The organism is Promicromonospora vindobonensis (genome assembly GCF_042685865.1).
In the GTDB taxonomy this organism is placed as follows: Bacteria; Actinomycetota; Actinomycetes; order Actinomycetales; family Cellulomonadaceae; genus Promicromonospora; species Promicromonospora vindobonensis.
Genome location: NZ_JBHUOG010000002.1, coordinates 1,162,406 through 1,184,978, shown reverse-complemented (window position 1 = coordinate 1,184,978; position 22,573 = coordinate 1,162,406). Strand labels below are relative to the sequence as shown.

General features: G+C 72.8%; 22 protein-coding genes. 10 read left to right on the top strand and 12 right to left on the bottom strand.

What is annotated here, in order from left to right; translation table 11 throughout:
* Positions 1–6: 6 nt before the first annotated feature.
* The 4 genes from ACFS27_RS18515 to ACFS27_RS18500 form a co-directional block, all read right to left on the bottom strand.
* Positions 7–432 carry an NUDIX hydrolase gene (locus tag ACFS27_RS18515; protein ID WP_377191084.1) on the bottom strand — a complete coding sequence of 142 codons (426 nt, stop codon included), beginning with the start codon at positions 430–432 and terminating at the stop codon, positions 7–9.
* Between the two features lie 355 nt (positions 433–787).
* Complete coding sequence (locus ACFS27_RS18510; RefSeq protein ID WP_377185754.1) at positions 788–1,480, bottom strand: HNH endonuclease signature motif containing protein; 693 nt, start codon at positions 1,478–1,480, stop codon at positions 788–790.
* The gene (locus ACFS27_RS18505) at positions 1,384–2,856 is read right to left on the bottom strand and encodes a hypothetical protein (RefSeq protein WP_377185752.1); all 1,473 of its coding nucleotides are present in this window, start codon (positions 2,854–2,856) and stop codon (positions 1,384–1,386) included. Before ACFS27_RS18505 ends, ACFS27_RS18510 begins: the two co-directional genes overlap by 97 nt.
* 196 nt (positions 2,857–3,052) lie before the next feature.
* Positions 3,053–3,700, bottom strand: a complete 648-nt coding sequence (locus ACFS27_RS18500) for a cation transporter (protein WP_377185750.1) — start codon at positions 3,698–3,700, stop codon at positions 3,053–3,055.
* A gap of 84 nt (positions 3,701–3,784) precedes the next feature.
* Between ACFS27_RS18500 and ACFS27_RS18495 the strand changes: the two genes are divergently transcribed.
* From ACFS27_RS18495 to ACFS27_RS18485, 3 genes are read left to right on the top strand one after another with little or no spacing between them, the layout of a single operon-like run.
* A complete protein-coding gene (locus ACFS27_RS18495; protein ID WP_377185748.1) occupies positions 3,785–4,552 on the top strand; it encodes a hypothetical protein in 768 nt (255 codons plus the stop codon).
* 19 nt (positions 4,553–4,571) lie between these two features.
* The gene (locus tag ACFS27_RS18490; RefSeq protein ID WP_377185746.1) at positions 4,572–5,759 is read left to right on the top strand and encodes a sensor histidine kinase; all 1,188 of its coding nucleotides are present in this window, start codon (positions 4,572–4,574) and stop codon (positions 5,757–5,759) included.
* Positions 5,756–6,433: a response regulator gene (locus ACFS27_RS18485; RefSeq protein ID WP_377185744.1), complete on the top strand. Its 678-nt coding sequence runs from the start codon at positions 5,756–5,758 to the stop codon at positions 6,431–6,433. The genes ACFS27_RS18490 and ACFS27_RS18485 overlap by 4 nt, the downstream gene beginning before the upstream one ends.
* A 53-nt stretch (positions 6,434–6,486) precedes the next feature.
* Here the strand turns inward: ACFS27_RS18485 and ACFS27_RS18480 are convergent, their stop codons facing one another.
* Positions 6,487–7,305, bottom strand: a complete 819-nt coding sequence (locus ACFS27_RS18480; protein WP_377185742.1) for an ABC transporter permease — start codon at positions 7,303–7,305, stop codon at positions 6,487–6,489.
* Positions 7,302–8,372: an ATP-binding cassette domain-containing protein gene (locus ACFS27_RS18475; protein WP_377185740.1), complete on the bottom strand. Its 1,071-nt coding sequence runs from the start codon at positions 8,370–8,372 to the stop codon at positions 7,302–7,304. The genes ACFS27_RS18480 and ACFS27_RS18475 overlap by 4 nt, the downstream gene beginning before the upstream one ends.
* Positions 8,373–8,476: 104 nt before the next feature.
* Between ACFS27_RS18475 and ACFS27_RS18470 the strand changes: the two genes are divergently transcribed.
* Both ACFS27_RS18470 and ACFS27_RS18465 read left to right on the top strand, forming a co-directional pair.
* On the top strand, positions 8,477–9,481 hold the full coding sequence (locus ACFS27_RS18470; protein WP_377185738.1) for a helix-turn-helix transcriptional regulator: 1,005 nt from the start codon (positions 8,477–8,479) through the stop codon (positions 9,479–9,481).
* Positions 9,482–9,532: 51 nt separating this feature from the next.
* Complete coding sequence (locus ACFS27_RS18465; protein ID WP_377185736.1) at positions 9,533–10,063, top strand: hypothetical protein; 531 nt, start codon at positions 9,533–9,535, stop codon at positions 10,061–10,063.
* 18 nt (positions 10,064–10,081) lie between these two features.
* Here ACFS27_RS18465 and ACFS27_RS18460 read toward each other — a convergent pair whose 3' ends face one another.
* Positions 10,082–10,777, bottom strand: a complete 696-nt coding sequence (locus tag ACFS27_RS18460) for a response regulator (protein ID WP_377185734.1) — start codon at positions 10,775–10,777, stop codon at positions 10,082–10,084.
* Positions 10,774–12,489, bottom strand: a complete 1,716-nt coding sequence (locus tag ACFS27_RS18455) for a sensor histidine kinase (protein WP_377185732.1) — start codon at positions 12,487–12,489, stop codon at positions 10,774–10,776. Before ACFS27_RS18455 ends, ACFS27_RS18460 begins: the two co-directional genes overlap by 4 nt.
* A gap of 141 nt (positions 12,490–12,630) precedes the next feature.
* Here ACFS27_RS18455 and ACFS27_RS18450 point away from each other — a divergent pair, with 141 nt between their 5' ends.
* From ACFS27_RS18450 to ACFS27_RS18430, 5 genes are all read left to right on the top strand, one after another.
* Positions 12,631–14,028: a cation:dicarboxylate symporter family transporter gene (locus ACFS27_RS18450; RefSeq protein ID WP_377185730.1), complete on the top strand. Its 1,398-nt coding sequence runs from the start codon at positions 12,631–12,633 to the stop codon at positions 14,026–14,028.
* Positions 14,029–14,155: 127 nt separating this feature from the next.
* On the top strand, positions 14,156–15,091 hold the full coding sequence (bla, locus tag ACFS27_RS18445; RefSeq protein ID WP_377185728.1) for a class A beta-lactamase: 936 nt from the start codon (positions 14,156–14,158) through the stop codon (positions 15,089–15,091).
* A 128-nt stretch (positions 15,092–15,219) separates the two neighbouring features.
* Positions 15,220–15,963, top strand: coding sequence for an SDR family oxidoreductase (locus tag ACFS27_RS18440; RefSeq protein ID WP_377185726.1), 744 nt, complete (start codon positions 15,220–15,222; stop codon positions 15,961–15,963).
* 79 nt (positions 15,964–16,042) lie between these two features.
* Positions 16,043–16,933, top strand: coding sequence for an SDR family NAD(P)-dependent oxidoreductase (locus ACFS27_RS18435; protein ID WP_377185724.1), 891 nt, complete (start codon positions 16,043–16,045; stop codon positions 16,931–16,933).
* A 53-nt stretch (positions 16,934–16,986) separates the two neighbouring features.
* On the top strand, positions 16,987–17,613 hold the full coding sequence (locus ACFS27_RS18430) for a TetR/AcrR family transcriptional regulator (RefSeq protein WP_377185722.1): 627 nt from the start codon (positions 16,987–16,989) through the stop codon (positions 17,611–17,613).
* Here the strand turns inward: ACFS27_RS18430 and ACFS27_RS18425 are convergent.
* Genes ACFS27_RS18425 through kdgD form a run of 4 tightly spaced genes read right to left on the bottom strand, consistent with a single transcriptional unit; the run spans position 17,610 to position 22,478 of the window.
* Positions 17,610–18,584 carry an AEC family transporter gene (locus tag ACFS27_RS18425; RefSeq protein WP_377185720.1) on the bottom strand — a complete coding sequence of 325 codons (975 nt, stop codon included), beginning with the start codon at positions 18,582–18,584 and terminating at the stop codon, positions 17,610–17,612. The two genes, ACFS27_RS18430 and ACFS27_RS18425, sit on opposite strands and share 4 nt — an antisense overlap.
* Positions 18,585–18,613: 29 nt before the next feature.
* The gene (locus ACFS27_RS18420; RefSeq protein ID WP_377185718.1) at positions 18,614–19,942 is read right to left on the bottom strand and encodes an enolase C-terminal domain-like protein; all 1,329 of its coding nucleotides are present in this window, start codon (positions 19,940–19,942) and stop codon (positions 18,614–18,616) included.
* Positions 19,939–21,543, bottom strand: a complete 1,605-nt coding sequence (locus tag ACFS27_RS18415; protein ID WP_377185716.1) for an aldehyde dehydrogenase (NADP(+)) — start codon at positions 21,541–21,543, stop codon at positions 19,939–19,941. The genes ACFS27_RS18420 and ACFS27_RS18415 overlap by 4 nt, the downstream gene beginning before the upstream one ends.
* Positions 21,540–22,478 carry a 5-dehydro-4-deoxyglucarate dehydratase gene (gene kdgD / locus ACFS27_RS18410; protein WP_377185714.1) on the bottom strand — a complete coding sequence of 313 codons (939 nt, stop codon included), beginning with the start codon at positions 22,476–22,478 and terminating at the stop codon, positions 21,540–21,542. Before kdgD ends, ACFS27_RS18415 begins: the two co-directional genes overlap by 4 nt.
* Positions 22,479–22,573 lie beyond the last annotated feature (95 nt).

The following is a 22,573-nucleotide window of genomic DNA, read 5'->3' as shown; positions in this document are numbered from 1 at the left end:
CGCGTACTAGTCGATGAGGCCGGCCCAGCGGCGCGACAGGTCCACCAGGGGCACCCGCTCGAGCGCCTCGATCTCCTGCGGCGTGTGCCAGGCGACGCCGTCGGTGGAGCCGTCCTTCTCGACGCGCAGCTCCCCGCCGGTGACGTGCGCCCGGTACACGACCCGCAGGGCGTGCACCGGGCGGTCCGACGGGAAGACCCGATCCGGGCCGGGGATGACGGAGCTGTCGACGCCGAGCAGCCCGTCCAGCTCGGCGCGGTAGCCGGTCTCTTCGAAAACCTCCCGGACGGCGGCGTCGGCCGGGTGCTCACCCGGGTCGATCCCGCCGCCCGGCATGGTCCAGCCGCTGCGCGTGCCTTCGTTCCAGTGCGGCAGCAGCATGCGGCCCTGGTCGTCGGTGATGACGGCGTACGCGGCGACCCGCAGGTCCATCGCGGCCTCTGTGCTGGTGAACATGGTGCACATCATGTCCCCCGGGAGGGGTGCGCACCATGCATAGGGGGCAGCACGGTTCCCTGGCCGCTCGCCCGGTCCACCGGAGGTCGCGTGCGTCCCGGACACACCGCAGTGCCCGACGGGCACGGCCCGTTCCCGGGCTTCGTCGTGGTGCTCGACGCGTACGAGATGACCGCAGAGCTGCGTCGCGTCTGCGACCAGTGTCTTCGGCAGGCGTTGCGCCTCATCGACGATTCACCTGGTCCGCTCGGCATGCTGATGCGGGTCCAGGGGATGAGGCACGACCCGGAGGCGGCGGCGGGGACCACCTGGCCGGACCGGGCCCGGCAGCTTAGAAGGGTGGCTGGCCCGGGTCGGTCGGTGCGGCTGGATCGGTCTTGTCGGTCGGTACGGCTCCGGGTTCGGTGGTCTGGTAGCTGCGGGGTAGGTGTTGGCCGGTCAGGGCGTGCAGGGTGAGGTCGTGGCTGGTGTCGGGGTCGATGTGGTCGAGGTCGATGTGGGTGTCCAGGACGGTGGGTGGTCGGGTGTGGGTGCGGCCGGTGGGGGTGGTCCAGGTCGTGACGCCGGTGAGGGGGTCGCGGACGATGCCCCAGCCGGCGTGGGTCTTGAGCAGGTGGTGCTTGCGGCACAGGGGGTGGAGGTTGTGGGCGTTGGTCTGTCCGCTGTCGTTGCGTTCGTTTCTGTGTTCGTGGTCGAAGGGTTGGATGTGGTCGAGGTCGCAGCGGGTGGCGGGGGTGTCGCAGCCCCACAGGAAGGTGCAGGTCTCGTCTCTGGTCTCGACCGCGGTGCGGAGGACCTTGCCGGGTTGGTAGGTGGTGGTGGAGTAGTCGGTCAGGATCCCGGTCACGGGGTCGGTCAGGAGGCGTTGCCAGGTGGCGTCGTTCGCGATCAGGCGGGCGGTGTCGGCGGGGATGGGTCCGTAGCCGGTCAGGTGTCCGGGGGCGTCGTCCAGGCCGAGGAGGGTGGAGGCGGGGACGGTGACGCGTACGACGGGGCGGGTCGGTGTGATCCGTACCGGTCGCACGATCTCTTGGACCACGACCTGCTGGACGGGGGCCCGGCCACCGCAGGTGCACACGGGCGTGTCGGCGTCCGCGCTCTCGGTGCAGCCGGCCTCAGCCGCGACCATGCCCTCGTTTGAGTTGTCGGCCTCGACCTCGGCTGCGGCATCAGTGAGTCAGTGCTCGTGCTCGTGCTCGTGCTCGTGCTCGTGCCGGCGGTGGGATGGGTGCCGGGCTCGTTGTCGTCGGGCTCGGTGGTGTCGGTGTAGCGGTCGGCGGGGAGGAGGCGGCCGGTGATGATGCCGGTCAGGGAGTCGGCGCGCAGCTGTCCCAGGGTGCGGTCCTCACCGGTGGTGTGGCGTAGCTGGTGGGCCATGTCGTCCACGACACCCCACACGGCGGCGGCGTCGACGGCGGGGAGGTAGGCGGACAGCCAGCCCATGTCGTTCTCGGCGCGGTCCAGCTGTACGCACCGGCGTTGTGCTTCCGTGCGTGCGGTCTGGGCGGCGCCGTGCCGGGCTTTGGCGAACGCGAGCATCCGGGTCTGTAACCATTTCCAGGTTCGGTGGGGTGCCTGGGGCAGGTACCGGGCGATGGCCTCGGCCCGTTCGGTGGTGGTGAGCTGTGCTGCGGACCGCAGCAGGGTGTGGGCCTTGCGGACGTCGATGCGTCCGGTGATCAGTGCGGTGATCACGCTCGGGTGCTGGGCACCGGCCTGCGCCCGGACCACGACTTCTGCGGCTTCGGACTCGGTCACGACGAGCTCGCTGGTGACCTGGGCGACCAGAGAGTTGTGGGCCAGGGCGTGGGACTCGCGGGTGGCGCGTTCGGCCACGACCTGGGCCTGGAGACCAGCGGCCCAGGACTGCAACCGCCCGCACGCCGTGACCAGGTCACCGAGCGCGTCGTCCGACAGCTCACCCAGCACACTCGAGCCCGGCAGGCCCGGGTCCTCGCCCGGGTTGTGGTCGAGGTTGCCGTCCACGTCGATCGCCTCCGCGACCACCCGCGCCAACCGCGCTCCCGGCACACCCCGCACCGCCTCCTGCAGAACATCCTCCGGCCACACCGCCACCGGGACACTGTCCGGCGGCCATCCCGACACGGAGCCCGGCGGTAGATCCGACGGCGGTCCGGCGCCCGGTTCCGTACCTGATCCCGCGTCCGGAGCAGAGTCCTTTCCGACCTGCTCAACGGTCGCCCAGGCCCTCCACGCTTCCTCGAACCACGCCTCGTCGGGAGGCACATCATCAGGCGGCTCGCCCGGAGGCAGCGCATCGTCAGCGACCGGACGCACCAGCATCCGGTGCCGCACAGCCGCCTCACCCGCAGCGTGATCCCGGCCGGAGCCGTCCAGGAGCGCGCCCGCCATGCCTTCGTCGGGCAGTCCCTCGCGCATACGGCACACTCCTCACCGGGTAATCTGATCTATACACCTAAAGAGCTGCGCCATTCCTGCGGACGCATGTTCGATTCTATCGAGCGCCAACCACATCCACCTGTTCTTCTGCCCGCTGCGTAAGAACGGGCGCTCCGCAGGCGGATGCCGTACCGGCGCGCGTCTGCGCAGCGGGCCCGACGGGGAAGCCTTCGGGTCAGCCGACGTCCTCACCCGCGAGCGCCTTGGCTGCCAGGCGTTCCTCCTCGCTGACCTCCCACACCTCGTGCGCCGCGTGCAGGGCGAGGAGGATGATCGCGCAGCCGAGGACCAGGTCGGGCCAGCCTGAACCGGTCCACGCGGTGACCACGCCCATGGCGATGATCGCGACGTTCACCAGTACGTCGTTGCGGGCGGACAGGAACGCTGCGCGGCCGAGGGCGCCCCCGTGGTGGTGCACCCGGGCCAGCAGCCAGGCGCTGGTCCCGTTGACGACGATCGCGCCGAGCGAGGCCAGCACCACGGGGACGACGTCGGGCGCTGTTGGCGCGGCGAACCGCTGCGCCGCCTCCCAGGCGGCCACCGCTGCAGGCCCAAGGATGATCAGCGCCATGGCCTTGCCCATCAGTGCCCGGCGGGCGAGCGGCCAGCTCAGCGCGACGAGGATCAGCAGGTTGACGGCGGTGTCCTCGAGAAAGTCCACGCTGTCCGCGAGGAGGGAGACCGACCCGACGGTGAGCGCAACGGAGAGCTCGACGAAGAAGTAGGCGAGGTTGAGGGCCGCGACGGCCAGAACTGTGCGGCGCAGCCGGGCAATTCGTGGGTCGCCGGCGCCGGTCACGGTAGCCCTGGTCACGGTGCCCATTGTCCGCGTAGTACCCAGGTCTGATCCGGAGGTCCGGATCCTGGTCCGACGACTTGCCCCATCCGGCCACGGCACGCTCAGGACATGAGGATTTTTCCCCGTACGACCGCCACCACCGCCAGGCGCGCGCCCCTCCTGCCCGTCGAGCCCTTTGACATCTTTCCCGGTCGCTGGGTCGGCGGCGTGGCCATGGTCGTCGGACCGCTGCTCCTGCTCGGCGGCGCCCTGCTGCGGGTCCGGTTCGACTTCTTCTTCCCGACCCAGCTCGCGGCCTTCGACCACCACCCAGGGCTCATCGCCACCTCGTACGCCCTGTTCGCTGCGGGGCACCTGCTGCTCTGGCCGGCCGTCGTCCTCCTGGCGGGGCGTGTCGCCGCCCGTAGCCCCGGGTGGGGACTGTGGGGCGGGGCGCTCGTGCTCTCCGGGACGGTCGCCAGGGTGTTCCACGCCGGGATGGACCACATGGCCTTCCGGTTCGCCGACGCCGCGGGGGTGTCGGTCGCCACGGAGGCGGTCTCGGCGACGTACGGCTCGTTCCAGATCTTCTCCGCTCTGAACCTCCCGATCCTCGTGGGGTGGCTGGTGCTCGCCGTCGGTACCTGGCGTACCAGGGTGCTGGGCCCGGTGGGCGCGCTTGCGCTCGCCCTGACGTCCGCGCTGCCCCTCGGTCTGCTGAAGGGGACGACCGTGCTGTCCCTGGTCGCGCTCGCCGGGCTGGCCGGCGCGCTCGTCCCCCTGGGTCTGCGCGAGCTGCTGCGGCCCCCGCGTCCGCGTGCGGCGGTCGCGCTGCGCTGGGCGGCCCTGGCCGTGCTGGTGCTCGGGGTGCTGTTCGCGGCCGGCCAGGCTGGTTGAGCGGCTCGGTGAGCGCGTCGTGAGCGAGAGCAGATACGGTCACGCCATGGGCGGCGCGGCGGGCAGACAGCTCTGGGTCGTCGACCTCGTGGTTGGCCTCGCCCTGACCGCCGCCTATGTCGGCATGGCTCACCTGCCAGGCGGCGACGGACAGCCCTCCTACGACGGCCCGGCGTGGCTGGCCTGGGTCGTCGCGGCGGGCGTCGGGCTGTCCGTCGCGCTGCGCCGACGCCTGCCGGTACCGGTCCTCGGCGTCGTCGTCCTGGCGCTGACCGCCGCGACGCTCCTCGACATCACGCGCGAGCCCTACACCGCAGCCGGGTTGGCGGCCTACCTGGTGGGGCTGGCCGAGCACGCCCGCCGGTCGGTGGCGACGCTCGCGGTCGCCCTACCGGTCGCCGTCGGCGGCGTGTACGTGGGTGAGGCAGTCCGCACCCCGTCGGGAAGCCCGCAGGACGCCGTGGGCGTCGCCGCCCTGGTGCTGCTGATGGTCGGCGGCTCGTGGGCGGCAGGCCGCGTCGTGCGGAGCCGGCGTGCGGAGGCGCTGCGGGAGGCGCGTCGCCAGGCGGACCGGGCGCTGGACGAGCAGCGCCTGCAGATCGCCCGCGACCTGCACGACATCGTGTCGCACAACCTGAGCCTGATCGCGGTCCGGGCCGGGGTGGCGGCCCACGTCGCCGACGCCGATCCGCACGAGGCACGCAGTGCGCTGCGAGCCATCGAGGAGACCAGCAGGGCCGCGCTGACGGAGATGCGCCGCACGCTCGGCGTCCTGCGCACGAGCGACGCGCCGCTCGGCCCTGCGCCGGGCCTCGGTGACCTCGGTGCGCTGGCCGACGACGCGCGGCGGGCCGGGGTCGCCGTCCACCTCACCGTCGTCGGTGCCGAGGCGCTCCCCGAGGGAGACCAGCTCACGGTCTACCGGGTCGTGCAGGAGGGCCTGACCAATGCGGTCCGGTACGCGGCCCCCACGAGCTGCCGCGTCTCGGTCGTCGTGGACGGCGAGGACGTCCTGGTCGAGGTCGTCGACGAGGGACCGGAGGCCGGCGCGGCCCGGTCGGAGCCGGCGCCGTCGGGCGGGCACGGCCTGACGGGGATCCGGGAGCGGGCCCGCCTGTACGGGGGGAGCGTCGAGGCGGGACCACGTCCCGACGGCGGGTTCGCGGTCCGTGCGCGGCTCCCGCTCGACGGGGAGGTGCGCGCATGACCCCGGACCCCGTCCGCGTCCTCGTGGCCGACGACCAGGCGATGCTCCGCGGCAGCCTCCGCCTGCTGATCGACCACACTCCAGGGATGACCGGCGTCGGCGAGGCGTCGGACGGCGCCGAGGCGGTCGAGCTCGCCCAACGAGAGCTGCCCGACGTCGTGCTCATGGACATCCGCATGCCGGGAGTCGACGGGATCCAGGCCACGCGCGAGATCTGCTCCGGCGCGACGATGGCCGGTGTCCGCGTCCTGATCCTCACGACCTTCGACCTGGATGAGTACGTCTACGCGGCGCTGCGTGCGGGGGCGGCGGGCTTCCTGCTCAAGGACACCCCGCCGGCGGACGTGCTGCACGCGATCAGGGTGGTGGCGGCGGGCGAGGCGCTCCTGGCGCCGTCGGTCACCCGTCGGCTGATCGCCGAGTTCACCAGCCGGCCGGAGCCGGGCCGGCCGCTGGCCCGGACGCTCGACGGCGTCACCGACCGCGAGCTCGAGGTGCTCGGCCTGATCGCGCGCGGACTGTCCAACACCGAGCTGGCGGACCACCTCCAGCTCAGCCCCGCGACGATCAAGACCCACATCGGCCGGCTGCTGGCCAAGCTGGGTGCGCGGGACCGCGCGCAGCTCGTGATCATCGCCTACACCACGGGCCTGGTCGGCCGGCGGGACGACTGACGCCGCCCCGCCGGCAACCACGAGCAGCGCCCGGACGAACCACGAGCCGTCGTTCAGTCCGCCGAGCGGACCATCGCGCGCACGCCCACCACGAGCCCGAGCACGGCAGTGGCCACCGCGGCCACCCAGCCCCAGGCCACAGTGGAAGACACGAGGTCGCCGGCGAAGGCCGCCCGGCCCGAGTCGACGACGTACCGCAGCGGGTTGACGGCCGACGCCGCCTGCATCCACGCCGGACCGTTCTCCAGGGGCAGCAGCATCCCGGACAGCATCATCACCGGGAACAGGAACGTCTGCTGCACCACCCAGAACATCCACTCCTGCTTGCGCACCGCGAGCGCCAGCGCGTACGACAGGGAACCGACGCCGATCCCGAGCACCGCGAGCTGCAGCAGCGTGAGGACGGCGCCGAACGGGTCGGGGCGCAGGCCGAACGGCAGCATGACGAGCAGCACGACGGCGGACTGGGCGACGATCGGCACCATCTCCTTGAGCGCGCGGCCCACGAGCTGTGCCGGGCGGGAGAGCGGGGTGACGAGCATGCGCTCGTGCACGCCCGACGAGAGGTCGAGCTGCAGGTTCGAGCCCGTCACCGACGTGCCGAACAGCGTGGTCATCGCCAGCACGGCCGGCACGAACCACAGCCAGACGTCGCCGCCGAGCGCCTCGCCCGCCGAACCGGCCAGCAGCGGGCCGAACAGCCCGAGGAACACGAGGGGCTGGACCAGGCCGAACAGCAGCGAGAACGGGTCGCGGGCCACGGGCCGGAGCTCACGGACCAGCACGATCCGGGTGTCGCGCAGGAAGCTGCGGCGGGGGAGCGGGCGGGCCACGCCCGACGAGGTACCGGGGGTCAGGGTCGCGGCGCTCATGCCAGGACCTCCTTCTTGGTCGGGCCTGCGTTGTCGGAGCTGCTGGTGGTCGCGCCTGTCGAGTCCTCGCCGGCCTCGCTGTCCGGGCCGTCGGCGACCGCCGTCTCCCGCAGGCTGCGGCCGGTCAGGCCGAGGAACACGTCGTCGAGCGTGGGTCGCGCGACGTCCACGCGGCGCACCGGGAGGCCGGCGGCGTCTGCCGCGCGGAGCAGGCCCGGTGTGGCACCGGGGCCGTCCGCGATCCGGATCTCGACGGTGCCCTCCGTGCGGTCGGTGGTCGTCCGGACCGACCGGGTGCCCGGTGCGCGCTCCGCGACGGCGGCCAGCTCCGCCGCGTGCTGCGGGGCCACGCGGAGCGTCACGAGGTCACCGGCCAGCTCGGCCTTCAGGGCGTCGGCGGTGTCGTCCGCGATGACCTGACCGTGGTCGACGACGAGCACCCGCTCGGCGAACGTGTCCGCCTCGTCGAGGTAGTGGGTGGTGAGCACGATCGTCATGGGCTCGGCGGCGGCGGTCCGCATCCGCAGGATGTGCTCCCACAGGTTGGCCCGGTTGTGCGGGTCGAGCCCGGTCGACGGTTCGTCGAGGAACAGCAGCGACGGCTCGTGGACGAGGCCGACGGCGACGTCGAGGCGGCGCTTCTGCCCGCCGGACAGGCTCTCGACCTTGCGGTCGGCCTGCTCGGTCAGGTCGAGGGCCTCGAGCAGCTCGAAGGCGCGGGCGCGGGCGGTGCGCCGGTCGAGGCCGTAGATCTCGCCCTGGGCGGTGAGCTCGTCGCGCACGAGCTGGGCGGCGCCGCCCGCGCCGCCCTGGCCGACGTAGCCGATCGCGGCGCGGACCCGGTCGGGGTGGGTCGTGACGTCGTAGCCGGCGACCTCGGCGGTGCCCGACGTCGGCGGTATGAGCGTGGTCAGCATGCGCAGCGTCGTGGTCTTCCCTGCGCCGTTGGGGCCGAGCACGGCCACCAGCTCGCCGGGTTCGACGTCGAGCGAGATGCCACGCACTGCGTGCACGGTGCGGGTGCGGCTCACCACGAAGTCCTTGGTGAGCGCGTGGGTGCGGATCACGGTGTCTCCTTCTTGCGGTCGGGATCGTTCGGCCTTGGCTACGGCACCACCCTCTCGGTAGTAGCGGTCAGGTTCTGACCTCTACCGCGTGCGATGCTGAATCCATGCTCGAGACCTCCGGACGCCTCCTGGCTCTCCTGTCGCTCCTCCAGGCCCGACGCGACTGGCCCGGCGCGCTCCTCGCCGACCGGCTCGGCGTGAGCCCGCGCACGGTGCGGCGCGACGTCGACCGCCTGCGCGAGCTGGGCTACCCCGTCAATGCCACCAAGGGGCCCGACGGCGGCTACCGCCTCGACGCCGGTGCCGAGCTGCCGCCGCTGCTGTTCGACGACGAGCAGGCCGTCGCGGTCGCCGTCGCCCTGCGTACCGGGACGATCCCCGGCGCCGAGGAGGGGGCGCTGCGGGCGCTGGCCACCATCCGGCAGGTCATGCCGGCCCGGCTCAGGGCGCGGCTGGACGCGCTCGAGGTGACCACGGTGCGGCGTCGGACCGGGTCGGACGAGCCGGCGGTGGATCCCGACGTGCTCCTCGCGCTGGGCTCCGCGTGCCAGGCTCGCGAGGTCGTGCGCTTCGACTACGCGGGCGGCACCATGGCCGCCATCGGGGAGGGGGACGACGCCTTCCGGCCGCCGCGCCGGGTCGAGCCGCACCACCTGGTGACGTCGGAGGGGCGCTGGTACCTCGTCGCGTTCGACCTGGACCGTGGGGACTGGCGGCTCTTCCGGGTGGACCGGCTGACGCTCCGTACCGGGACCGGGCCACGGTTCACCCGCAGGGAGGTGCCCGGCGGGGACGTCGCGGGCTTCGTCGGCTCCCGGATCAGCGGGTCGACATCGCCGGTGCGGGGCGAGGTGGTGCTCCACGCGCGCGCCGCCGACGTGGCGCCATGGGTCGGCGGCCAGGGGCTGTGCGAGCCGCTGCCCGACGTCGACGGAGCGCCCCGTTGCCGCGTGGTGCTCGGCTCCTGGTCGTGGGGCGGGCTGGCCGGGCGGTTCGGCGCGTTCGACGTGTCGTTCGAGGTCGTGGGCCCGCCCGAGCTCGTCGAGGCGACCCGCACGCTGGCCGTCCGGTACGCGGCGGCGGCGCCACGCGAGGCCGGCAGGCAGTAGGTTGTGCGCGTTCCGAAGCCGATTTCCTCGCACAGAACAGAGAGCGCGCGCATGACGAAGCTGTCCGACTTCAGCGACGACGAGCTGGCCCAGATCCTGGACGCCCCGGGTGCCGTGCTGAAGGGTGCCACCCTCGCGGACGGCAGACCGGGCGCGATCAGGTTCCTCCGGGAGGCGGCGTCAGGTGCCAAGGTGTTCCGGGAGGCTCAGGAGCACGAGAACGGCTTCATCCAGTCGGTGGCGATCGCGCTGCGCGACCGCGCCAGGCAGAAGCCGGAGGAGGGGGCCCTGGCCGCGAAGGTGGGCACACCAGAGGGTGTGGCCGTGCCGGAGGACCCCCGCCCGAACCCGGAGCGGGACACGGCGAAGGCGGTCGAGCTGACCGCAGCCTCGGTCGCGCTGCTGAGGGAGCGTGCGGACCAGGAGGACCTCGCCGCGTACGGCGAGTGGCTGGTCCGGATCGCGACGCGGGTGGTCAGCTCGACCAAGACCCGCAAGCCCGGACTCCTCGGCAGGCGGGTGGCGGTCAGCGAGGGCGAGCAGGCCTACATCGACCGGATCACGGCCGCCGTCGGCGCCTGACGACCGCAGGGCGCCGGGTCAGGCCGTGCGCTGCCGCGCGTACTCGAGCTCCGGTCGCCCGCGCGTCCCGTAACGGGGCGCGCGGGTGGCGACCCCGGCGTCCGCCAGGAACTCCAGGTAGCGGCGGGCGGTGATGCGCGCCAGGTGGAGCTCGTCGGCCACCTCGCTCGCCGAGAGCGCGCCGGGCCGCCGGGCGAGCAGGTCCGACACGGCGTCCAGCGTGTCCTGGGACAGCCCTTTCGGCAGCCCTGCGGCGTTGGAGGTGCGCAACGCGGCGAACGCGGTGTCCACCTCGCGCTGGCTGAGCGTCGAGACCGGTGAGCGCATCTGCTCGAAGTACTTGCGGTAGGCGCCGAGCTTCTCGGCGAACAGCCCGAACACGAACGGCTTGATCAGGTACTGCACCACGCCGATGGCCACCGCCTCGCGCACCGTCTCGAGCTCGCGCGCCGCCGTCACCGCGATCACGTCTACCACCAGGCCCGCCGCGCGCAGCTGCCTGCACAGGACCAGCCCGTGCCGGTCGGGCAGGTTCATGTCCAGCAGGAGCAGGTGCACCTCCTGCCCGGCGGCCTGGGCGTCGCGCAGCGCGCGGACGGTCTCGCCGGCCGTGTGCGCCACCCCGGCCAGCTCGAACCCCTCCACCCTGCGCACGTACTCGCCGTGCGCGGCGGCCGTGCCGTGGTCGTCCTCCACGACCAGGACCCGGATCACGGGCGCACCGTGCCGAGTACCCGCGCCGACGGAGCCGAAGGCACCGACCGTTCCCGCGGGGCCTGCTGCGCGACGGCGGCCGGGCGGGGGAGCGTGACCGTGAAGACGGCCCCAGCGCTCGGTCCGGTGCCCTGCGACACCTCGATGTCGCCGCCGAGGCTCTCCACCACCTGACGCACCAGCGCCAGCCCGTAGCCGCGCCCGCCGGCCGCCGCGTCCTTGGTGCTCCAGCCGTGGTCGAAGATGCGGTCCGCGTCGGACTGCGCGATACCCGCCCCGCTGTCGGAGACCTGGAAGACCAGCGACCCGTCGTCGCCGTTGGCGAGGTAGACCTCAACCCACGCCTCGTCCGGCGTGCCCGCAAGGGCGCGGGCCGCCGCGGCGTCGATCGCGTTGTCGATCAGGTTGCCGAGGACCGTCACCACGTCCACCGGCTCCACCCAGTGCGTGCCCGGCGCCAGGTGCGTCTCGAAGTGCATCTCCACCGCCCGCTCGCGCGCCTGCGCTGCCTTGCCGAGCACGAGCGCCGCGATGACGGGCTCCTCGATCGCCTGCACCACCCGGTCCGTGAGCCGCTGGCCCAGGTCGCGCTCGCTCGCGACGAACCGCAGCGCCTCGTCGCTGCGACCCAGCTCGATGAGGGTCGCGATGGTGTGCAGCCGGTTGCTGAAGTCGTGGGTCTGGGCGCGCAGGGCCTCCGAGATGGTGCGCACGGAGGACAGCTCTCCGGTGACCCGCTGCAGCTCCGTGCGGTCCCGCAGCGAGACGATCTCGCCGACGTTCCGGCCCGCCGCGGCGGCGGTGTCGCGACCCACCAGCAGCACCCGGTCACCCACCCGGACCGGCCCATCGGGCACGGCACCGCAGAGCACGTCGCGGACCGCCGGGGACAGGCGGGGGTCGGCCACGGCGAACGGCACGGAAAGGTCCGGGACGTCCAGCAGCCGCAGCGCCTCGTCGTTGGCGAGCACCACCGTGCCGTCCTCGACGAGCAGCATGCCCTCCTCCACCGAGTGCAGCACCACCTCGTGCGCGGTGAACAGGTGCGCCAGCTCGTCAGGGCCCTTGCTCTCCGTGATCCGGTCCAGCCGGCGTGCGAGCAGCGTCGCGGCCACCGCGCCCGTGCCGAACGCCAGGAGCGTACCGATCCCGACGATCAACAGCCGGGGCACGATGCTGTCCCGCAGCCGGTCGAGCGTCACCCCGGCCGAGACCAGGCCGACCACCTCGCCGTCGCCGGCCACGACGGGGACCACCGCACGCACCGACGGGCCGAGCGTGCCGTCGTAGACCTCGGTGAATCTCTCGCCACGCAGCGCCGGGGCGGTGGTACCGACGAACGAGCGGCCGATCTGCCACGTGTTGCGGTGCGTATAGCGCGTCCGGTCCGTGTCCATGATCGTCAGGTAGTCGATGCCGGTCACCGCCATCACCTGTTCGGCGTGCGGCTGCAGCCGGCCCGACGCCTCGGCGACCGAACCCGCACGGTCACCGTCCGCGGCGGCGTGCGCCCGGGTCACGGTGTCGATCACCAGCGGCTCCGCCGCGATCGTCGCGGCCAGGTCGGTGCTCTCCTGCTCCGCGTGCGTCTCCGCCGAGGACCTGGCATCGAGCGCCAGCAGCCCGAACACGACGACGGCGCCGGCGAACAGCAACGCAGTGTGCACCGCGAGGAACCACCTCGCGATGCTCGCACCTCGCCGCTGCGCCACGGACCTATTGTGGCCCGGCCCCGCGCTGCCGCCGACCGGCCGAGAACACCGGCTGAGAACACTATGGCCGCAATGGTGGGATACGCCGTCGCCGCCAGCACTCTTGTCGCTGACCACACAGCGTTGTGAGAGGAACACACCATGGCGGTAACGCAGCCCGCCGGCACCGGGACCACCCCGCGCCGCCGGCTCGACAAGAGTCACTACCTGTACATCGCGGTGATCGTGGCCGTCGTGGCCGGCGTCATCGTCGGTCTGGCCTCCCCGGACACCGGAGTGGCGCTGGAGCCGCTCGGCACCGGGTTCGTCGCCCTCATCAAGATGATGATCTCGCCCGTGATCTTCTGCACCATCGTGCTCGGCATCGGCTCCATCGCCAAGGCCGCGACGGTGGGCCGCGTGGGCGGGCTCGCACTGCTCTACTTCCTCGCCATGTCCACGTTCGCGCTCGTGATCGGCCTGGTCGTCGGCAACGTGCTGCACCCGGGCGAGGGCCTGTCCATCGCGGGGGCCTCCTACGAGGCGGAGGGCGAGGCTGAGTCCCTCGTGGACTTCGCGCTCGGCATCATCCCCACCACGCTGGTCTCGCCGCTCACGGGCGACTCCGTGCTCCAGACCCTGTTCGTCGCGCTGCTCGTCGGGTTCGCGATCCAGCAGCTCGGCGCTCGCGGGCGCCCCGCCCTCGACGCCGTGCGGCTGATCCAGGGCATCGTCTTCCGGGTCCTGACGATGATCCTGTGGGTGGCGCCGGTCGGTGCCTTCGGCGCGATCGCCGGCGTCGTCGGCGAGACCGGGTGGGGCGCCGTCCTCGCGCTGGGCACGCTGATGCTCGGGTTCTACGTGACCTGCATCCTGTTCATCGTCCTCGTGCTGGGCACCGTGCTGCGGCTCGTCTCCGGCGTGAACATCTTCCGGCTCATGAAGTACCTCGCCCGCGAGTACCTGCTGATCGTCAGCACGTCGTCGTCCGAGGCAGCGCTGCCGCGGCTCATCTCCAAGATGGAGCACCTGGGCGTCTCGAAGCCCGTCGTGGGCATCACCGTGCCGACCGGGTACTCGTTCAACCTGGACGGCACGGCGATCTACCTGACCATGGCGTCGCTGTTCATCGCGTCAGCCCTCGGCACGCCCCTGTCGATCCCCGAGCAGGTCGGCATGCTCGCCTTCATGATCATCGCGTCCAAGGGTGCCGCCGGCGTCACCGGCGCCGGTCTGGCGACCCTCGCGGGCGGCCTGCAGACCTACCGTCCCGACCTGGTCGACGGCGTCGGGATCATCGTCGGCATCGACCGCTTCATGTCCGAGGCGCGGGCGCTGACCAACTTCACCGGCAACGCCGTCGCGACGGTCGTCATCGGCACCTGGACGCGCGAGATCGACCGTGCGCGGGTGGACCAGGTCCTCTCCGGCGCCATGCCGTTCGACGAGAGCATGGTGGACGACGCGCACGGCAACGAGCCCGACGGCGACGCTGCCACCGGCGCCGACGGGCGAGCAAGCGGCTCCCGGGAGAAGGTGGTCGAGCCGGCCGCGGTCTGAGGACCGCGGATCTGACCGGCGGCGGTCCAGGCACTCTGGGGGTGCCTGGACCGCCGTCTGCCCCGCCGGCCGACGCGTCCCGTCGTGCCGGACGGCGCCCGGCCGGCTCGGACAGCACACTGGTCGCATGCATCGGAACCTGCGACGGCTGGCGCCCCTTGTCGCCTCGGCCGCACTCGTCCTGGCCTCCTGCGCTCCCGGCAGCGCCACCGAGCCGCCGGCGACGACGGCCTCCGGCCCGACCGCGACCAAGCAGGCGAGCCCGCCGGCGCCGGTCGTCGACGTCGCCGACGAGCTGGGTCGCCTCGAGGAGGAGTACCGCGCCGTCGTCGGCCTGTACGCGGTGGACACCGGCGGCGGGACGCAGGTCGCCCACCGTGCGGACGACCGCTTCGCCTTCGCGTCGACGTTCAAGGCCCTGGCCGCCGGGGCGGTCCTGGAGCGCAGCAGCGCCGAGGAGCTCGCCCAGGTCGTCACCTACGACGCGGCCGACCTGGTGGCGTACTCGCCGGTGACCGAGCAGCACGTCGAGACCGGCATGACGATGCTGGAGATCATCGACGCGGCGGTCCAGGAGAGCGACAACACGGCCGGGAACCTTCTGCTCGACGCGCTCGACGGACCGAGCGGGCTCGAGGACGCGCTGCGGGCGATCGGGGACGAGACGACGATGCCCGTCCGCTACGAGCCGGAGCTGAACGACGTGACGCCCGGCGACGACCGGGACACCAGCACCGCCAGGGCCCTCGCCGGCGATCTGCGGGCTTACGTGCTCGGGGACGTCCTGGACGACGCAGGGCGGACGGTCCTGGTCGAGGCCCTGCGGGGCAGCACGACGGGGAACGAGACCATCCGTGCCGGTGTGCCGGACGGGTGGGTCGTCGGGAACAAGACCGGCACCTCGAGCAACGGTGGCCGGAACGACATCGGCGTGCTCTGGCCGCCCGACGGGGACCCGGTGGTGCTGGCGATCCTCACCCGGACCGAGGACCCCGACGCGGAGCCCGACGACGCCCTTCTGGCCGAGGTCTCCACGGTCGCCGTGGAGGCGCTGGGCCGCTGAGCCCGCTGCGCCGCTGAGCCAGAGCGGCTCGGTCCGCCCGGACGAGTCGTTCGCCACAGATATGGACGCGCCGTACACATCTGTGGTTATATGAACGCACAGTCCACATCGGAGCGTCAGGAGCAGTCATGAGCACCAGCACCAGCACCACACGTGTCGCCCTCGTCACCGGAGGGTCGGGCGGGATCGGCCGCGCCGTCGTCGAGCGGCTCGCCGCGGACGGTTTCGCGGTCGCCGTCCACTACGCGGGCAACCACGCCACGGCAGAGGCCCTCGTGGCCGAGATCGAGGCCGCCGGAGGGCAGGCGATCGCCGTCGGCGGGGACGTCGCCGACGAGGAGGCGATGGCCGCGGTGCTCGACGCGACGGAGGCCGCGTTCGGCGGGATCGACGTCGTGGTGAACACGGCCGGGATCATGGTCATCGGCCCGGTCGCGACCTTCGACCTGGCCGACCTCGACCGCATGCACCGCACCAACGTCCGCGGCGCGTTCGTGGTCGCGCAGCAGGCGGCCCGCCGTGTCCGGCCGGGTGGCGCCATCATCGGCTTCTCCACCAGCCAGACCCGGCTGCAGCACCCCGGCTACGCGCCCTACGCCGCGTCCAAGGCCGCTGTCGAGGCGATCACCCTGGTGCTGGCCCGCGAGCTGCGGGGCAAGGACATCACGGTCAACGCGGTCGCCCCAGGACCGACCGCCACGCCGCTGTTCCTCGACGGCAAGGACGAGCAGACCATCAGCACCCTCGCGGGGCTCGCGCCCCTGGAGCGGCTCGGCACGCCCGACGACGTCGCCGAGACCGTCGCCTTCCTGGCCGGGCCCGCCCGCTGGGTCAACGGCCAGATCATCTACCTCAACGGAGGCATCGCCTGACCGGACGCCTCGTCCTCCAGGACCCGCCCGGCCAGCCTTTTCACCATCACCAGGTTCACCACCACCAGAAGGAGCTGTCATGAGCAACGTCATCGTCATCACCGGGGCCTCCTCCGGCTTCGGAGCCCTCACGGCCCGCGCCCTCGCGGCCGCCGGCAACACCGTCTACGCGGGGATGCGGCAGACCGACGGCCGCAACGCGCCGCACGTGCAGGCCGCCGAAGCCTGGTCGACGCAGCACGGCGCGGACCTGCGCGCCATCGAGCTCGACGTGAACTCCCAGGAGTCCATCGATGCGGCGGTGGCCGCGGTCCAGGCCGAGCACGGGCGCATCGACGTGCTGATCCACAACGCGGGGCACATGGTCGTCGGGCCTGCCGAGGCGTTCACGCCCGAGCAGCTCGCGCAGCTGTACGACATCAACGTGCTGTCCACCCAGCGCGTGAACCGGGCGGTCCTGCCCGGCATGCGCGACCGCGGTGAAGGGCTCGTGGTCTGGGTGTCCAGCTCCAGCGTCAAGGGCGGCACCCCGCCGTACCTGGCCCCGTACTTCGCCGCCAAGGCCGGCATGGACTCCCTCGCGGTGTCCTACGCCGGAGAGCTGGCCCGCTGGGGTGTCGAGACCTCGATCGTGGTTCCGGGCTCGTTCACCAGCGGAACCAACCACTTCGCGCACGCAGGCCACCCGGCCGACGGCGACGTCGAGGCGGCGTACGAGACCCGGTACGCCGGGCTGATGGACCAGGTCGCTGAAAAGCTCGCCGCCCTGGCGCCCGAGGGCGCCGACGCCTCGCTGGTCTCCGACGAGATCGCGCGCATCGTCGCCCTGCCAGCGGGCCGGCGGCCGTACCGCGTGCACATCGACCCGGCGGACGACGGCTCCCAGGCGGTCTCGGAGCTGGCGGACCGGACGCGCCGCGAGCTCCTCGACCGTGTCGGGCTCGGCGACCTGCTCACGGTCCGGAGCTAGCATCCAGACCTAGACTGGCTGGCGCCGTCCAGGGACCCAGGAGGAGAACAGACGTGGAGAACAACCCGACGGCACCCGTCGTCGACGTGCCGGGTGCCCGCAGCAGGGGCCGCGGACGCCGTCCGGCCGACGAGGTCCGCGGGGACGTGCTGCGGGCCGTGGGGGAGCTGATGCTTGGCGAGGGCATCGCCGACCTCACGTTCGAGCGGGTCGCCCGCCTGTCCGGCGTCAGCAAGACGACCCTGTACAAGTGGTGGCCGTCCAAGGGCGCGCTGGCCCTCGACGGCTACTTCCACGCGGTCCAGGAGACGCTCGCCTTCCCCGACACCGGCGACATCCGCGCCGACCTGCTGGACCAGCTCCACGCGTTCGTCCGGCTGATGACCACCACGCCGGGAGGCCGGATCCTGGCGGAGCTGATCGGCGAGTCCCAGACCGACAAGGACCTCGCCGTCGCGTACCGGAACCTGTACTCGTCCGGGCGGCGGGCACTGGCGGGGGAGCGGCTCGTGCGGGCGCAGGAGCAGGGCCAGCTCCGGGACGACGTCGACGTGCAGGTGGTCGTCGACCAGCTCTGGGGCGCCGTCTACCACCGGCTCCTGATCCCGGACGAGCCGCTCACCGAAGGCTTCGTCGAGTCCCTGGTGGACAACCTGCTCGGCGGCATCGCCCGTCGCTAGCCCAGCAGCACCGTGACCACCAGGGACACCGGCAGCGCCAGCACCATGCTCAGCAGCGTGACGTCACGCACCGACGTGGTCGCCAGACGGAAGTGGCCGGCGAACAGGAAGACGTTCTGGGCGGTCGGCAGCGCCGCCATGAGCACCACCCCCAGGAGCTCGATGCCGTCGAGCCCGAACAGGAAGCGGCCCGTCGCCCAGGCGAGCGCCGGCATCACCAGGGCCTTGAGCGCCGTGCCCAGCAGCACCTCTGCCCGCGCCTCCCGGCCCATCGGACGCTGGCCGCGCAGCGACAGGCCGAACAGCAGCAGGAGGAGGGGCACCGACGCGTTGCCGAGCATCTCGACCGGCTGCGCGAGCACCGCGGGCAGGTCCACGGAGAAGGTCGCGGCCGCCAGCCCCAGCGCGGTCGCGACCGTGACCGGGTTGGCGAGCGACCGACCCAGCGTGGCACCCAGCCCGCCGGTGCCGCCGCCCGCCCCGCCCTCGTCGCCCGTACCGTCGCCGAGGGCTCGGTCCGCCCGGTGCCTGCACCACGCGAAGACCGCCAGGTACAGCGGAGCGATCACCAGCAGCTGCGCGATCAGCACGGACACCACCGGGGCGGCGCTCCCCACGGCATAGAGCGCGATCGGCACGCCGATGTTGCCGGCGTTCACGTACGAGCTCGCCATGGCGCCCGCCGCGACCGGCCCGGCGCGACGCCGGAGCAGCCCACCGGCCACCACGGCGTAGAGGATCCCCGTCGCCGCCGCCGTGATCAGCGCGATCGGCGTATAGGTACGCAGGACGGCGCCGAGGTCCGCGTTCGACATCAGCAGGAACATCAGCGCCGGGTTGGTGATGTAGTAGACCAGCGGCGAGATCCCACGCTGCATCGCGTGGGCCTCGCCCGGCAGCAGCCACGCGGCCACGAACCCCACGGCCACCAGCACCAGCACGATCGCGAAACCGAGCAGGACGCCACCCATCGGTCAGCCCACCCGCGTCGTCGGACCGGTCATCGAATCAAGCACGGCCGCTTCGGGTCGAACGTCCAACCCTCCACCAGGTACTGCATCGCCACCGCGTCGTCGCGCGCCCCCAGCCCGTGCGCCAGGTACAGCTCGTGGGCGGCGGCCAGGCGCTCGCGGTCCAGCTCGACGCCGAGGCCCGGCGTCGTCGGCACCCGGATCGCGCCGTCGCGGATCTGGGGCGGCGACGTCGTCAGGCCCTGCCCGTCCTGCCAGATCCAGTGCGTGTCCAGCGCGGTGATCGCGCCGGGTGCCGCCGCGCCGACGTGGGTGAACATCGCCAGCGAGACGTCGAAGTGGTTGTTCGAGTGCGACCCCCAGGTCAGCCCGAACTCGTGGCAGAGCTGCGCCACACGCACGGAGCCGGCCATGGTCCAGAAGTGCGGGTCGGCCAGCGGGATGTCGACGGCGCCGGCGCGCACGGCGTGCGCCAGCTCGCGCCAGTCCGTCGCGATCATGTTGGTGGCGGTCGGCAGGCCGGTCGCGCGGCGGAACTCGGCCATGGCCTCCCGGCCCGAGAACCCGCCCTCCGCGCCGCACGGGTCCTCCGCGTAGGCGACCACGCCGCGCATGCGCCGACCGAGTCGGACCGCCTCGGCCAGCGGCCAGCCGCCGTTCGGGTCGAGCGTGATGCGGGCATCGGGAAAACGCTCCTTGAGCGCGACGACCGTGTCGACCTCCAGGTCGCCTGCCTGCACGCCGCCCTTGAGCTTGAAGTCGCCGAACCCGTAGCGCTCCTGGGCGGCCTCGGCGAGCCGCACGACGTCGTCGGGCGTCATCGCCTGTTCGCGGCGCAGCCGGCCCCACGCGTCGGACGGGTCGTCGCCCCGCAGGTACGGCAGGTCGGTCGCGCCCGGATCACCCACGTAGAAGAGGTAGCCGAGCATCGGCACGCTCTCGCGCTGGACGCCGTCGCCGAGCAGCTCCGCCACCGGCACACCCAGGTCCTGGCCGTGCAGGTCGAGCAACGCCGACTCCAGCGCCGTGACCGCGTGCACGGTGGTCCGCAGGTCGAACGTCTGCAGGCCACGGCCGCCCGCGTCACGGTCCGCGAACTCGCTCGCCACGGAGCGCAGCAAGCTGCGGTACCGCGCCACCGGCCGCCCGACGACGAGCCGGCCCGCCTCCTCGATCGTGGCCCGGATCCTTTCTCCGCCGGGCACCTCGCCGAGCCCGGTGCGGCCGTCGGAGTCGGTCACGATCGCGATGTTGCGCGTGAAGAACGGCGCGTGCGCGCCGGACAGGTTGAGCAGCATCGAGTCGTGCCCGGCCACGGGCACCACCTCGACGCGCGCGACGGTGGGATGCGCGCTCACCGGACCGCCTCCTGCACTGCAGGCCGCAGCACGCCGTCGACCCGGCGCGTCAGACCCCAGGGGTTGTCCGGCAGCACCGGTTCGGGCAGCAGGTACTCGGGCAGGTTCTGGTAGGCCACGGGGCGCAGGAACCGCTCGATCGCCAGGGTCCCCACCGAGGTGCTGCGGCTGTCCGACGTCGCGGGGAACGGCCCGCCGTGCACCATCGCGTGCCCGACCTCGACGCCGGTGGGCCAGCCGTTCGCGAGGATGCGGCCGGCCGTCCGCTCCAGGACTGGGAGCAGCCGGGTCGCGGTCTCCTGGTCGGCCTCCGTCAGGTGCAGCGTGACGGTGAGCTGCCCCTCCAGCCGCTCGACGGCGGACAGCAGCTCGTCGTCGTCCGCGTACCGGACCACGAGCGACGCCGCGCCGAAGATCTCGGCCTGCAGCACCGGGTTGTCCAGCAGGGTCGGGACGGCGCTCGCGAACACAGCGGGCGCGGGCGCGTTGCGGGTGTCGCCGGGAGAGCCTGCCCCGACCAGCCGCACGCCGTCCTGCGCGGCGAGCGTGTCCACGCCCTGCTGCCACGCCTCGGCGATGCCGGCGGTGAGCATGGTCTGCCCTGCCGCTGCCGCGGCGGCGCGCCCGGCGGCCTCGACGAAGGCGTCGCCGCGCGGGCCGTCCGGCACGAACACGAGCCCTGGCGCCGTGCAGAGCTGACCGGACGAGCCGGTCACCGACGCGAGGTACGCGGCGGCGAGGGTGTCGATGTCGCCGGCGAGGGCGCCGTCGAGCAGGATCGTCGGGTTGATCGAGCTCATCTCGGCGTAGACGGGGATCGGCACGGGGCGGGCCGCCGCTGCGGCGACCAGCGCGAGGCCGCCGGACCGGGAGCCGGTGAAGCCGACGGCCTGGATGGCCGGATCGGTCACGAGGGCCTGGCCCACGACCTTCCCCGGGCCGTAGACCAGGGAGAACACGCCCGGGTGCAGTCCGCATTGCGCCACGGCATCGGCGACGGCGTGACCCACCAGCTCGGCCGTGCCGGGGTGCGCGTTGTGCGCCTTGACGACCACGGGGCAGCCCGCAGCGAGCGCAGAGGCGGTGTCGCCGCCTGCGGTGGAGAAGGCGAGCGGGAAGTTGCTCGCGCCGAACACGGCGACGGGGCCGAGGGGTACCTTGCGCTGCCGGATGTCGGCGCGGGGCAGGGGAGCGCGGTCGGGCTGGGCGGGATCGATCCGCACGCCGCGGTGGTCGCCCTGGCGCACCACCTGGGCGAACAGGCGCAGCTGGCCGGTGGTGCGGGCGACCTCGCCGGTCAGGCGGGCCGCGGGGAGGCCGGTCTCGCGCATGGCCTGGGCGACGACGTCGGGCCCCAGGGCGTCGATGTTCGCGGCGATCTGCTCCAGGAACTGCGCGTGGGGCTCTGGTGCCAGCGCGGAGAAGGAGGCGAAGGCCTCCTGCGCTGCGGCGGTCGCCCGGGCGACCTGGTCCTCGCCGAGCAGCGAGTAGGCGGGCTCGAGGGCCTGGCCCGTTGCCGGGTCCTGCGCGGCGAGGGTGCCCGCCGTGCCGGCCAGGGGCGCGCCGCCGACGATCGAGTGGCCGGTCAGCTCGGTGGTCATCGCGGGTCTCCTTCGGGGTGGACGTCGGCGGACTTGATCAGCGTGGTGAGGTCGGCGAGGTCCTGGGCGGCCAGGTCCTGCAGGGGCGGGCGGACGCTGCCCAGGTCCCGGCCGACGGCCTTCAGCCCGCCCTTGACGATGGACACCCCGTAGCCCTTGGTGCGGTCCCGGATGTCGAGGTAGGGCAGCACGAACCGGCCCAGCTTCTCGGTGACGGCGGCGTGGTCCAGGCTGCGCACGTCCCGGTAGAAGGCGAGGGCGAACTCGGGCACGAAGTTGTACATGGCCGAGGAGTAGGTGCTCATGCCGAGCTGCAGGAGCGGCAGGGCGAACGTCTCGGCGGTGGGCAGCCCGCCCAGGTAGAAGAGCCGGTCGCCGTTCAGGGTGTAGACGCGGGCGAGCTGTTCGATGTCGCCGAGCGCGTCCTTGAACCCGATGAAGTTGGGGTGCCGCTCGGCGAGCCGTGCCACGGTCTGCGCCGAGTAGACGGCGTTGCCGCGGTTGTAGACGATCACCCCGAGGCTGGTCGACGCGCACACGGCCGAGGCGTGCTCCAGCAGGCCGTCCTGGTCGCACTCGGTCAGGTACGGGGGAAGCAGCAGGAGCCCTTCGGCGCCGGCGGCCTCGGCGGCGCGCGCGTTCTGGATCGCCTGGGCGGTGTTGCCACCGGCGCTGCCGAGCACGGGGGTGCGGCCCGCAGCGGTCTCCACGGCGAGCCGCACCACGCGGGCCGACTCCTCGGGGGTCAGGCTGAACCCCTCTCCGGTACCGCCGGCGGCGAACAGGCCGCCGATGTCGAAGCTCGACTGCCAGTCGATGTGCTCGCGGTAGCGCGCTTCGTCGACCTCACCGTCCCCCGCGAACGGGGTGGCGGGGAACGAGAGCAGCCCGTCCTTGAGGACGGTGGCGAGCTCCTGGGGTGCGTACGTGGCCACGGTGGCCCCTCCTGTGACAGACGTCGGCGATGGCGTGCTGGGTCGGACGTGGTCCGGCTGGACGCCGCCAACCTAAGAACGTCGGACGATGCCTG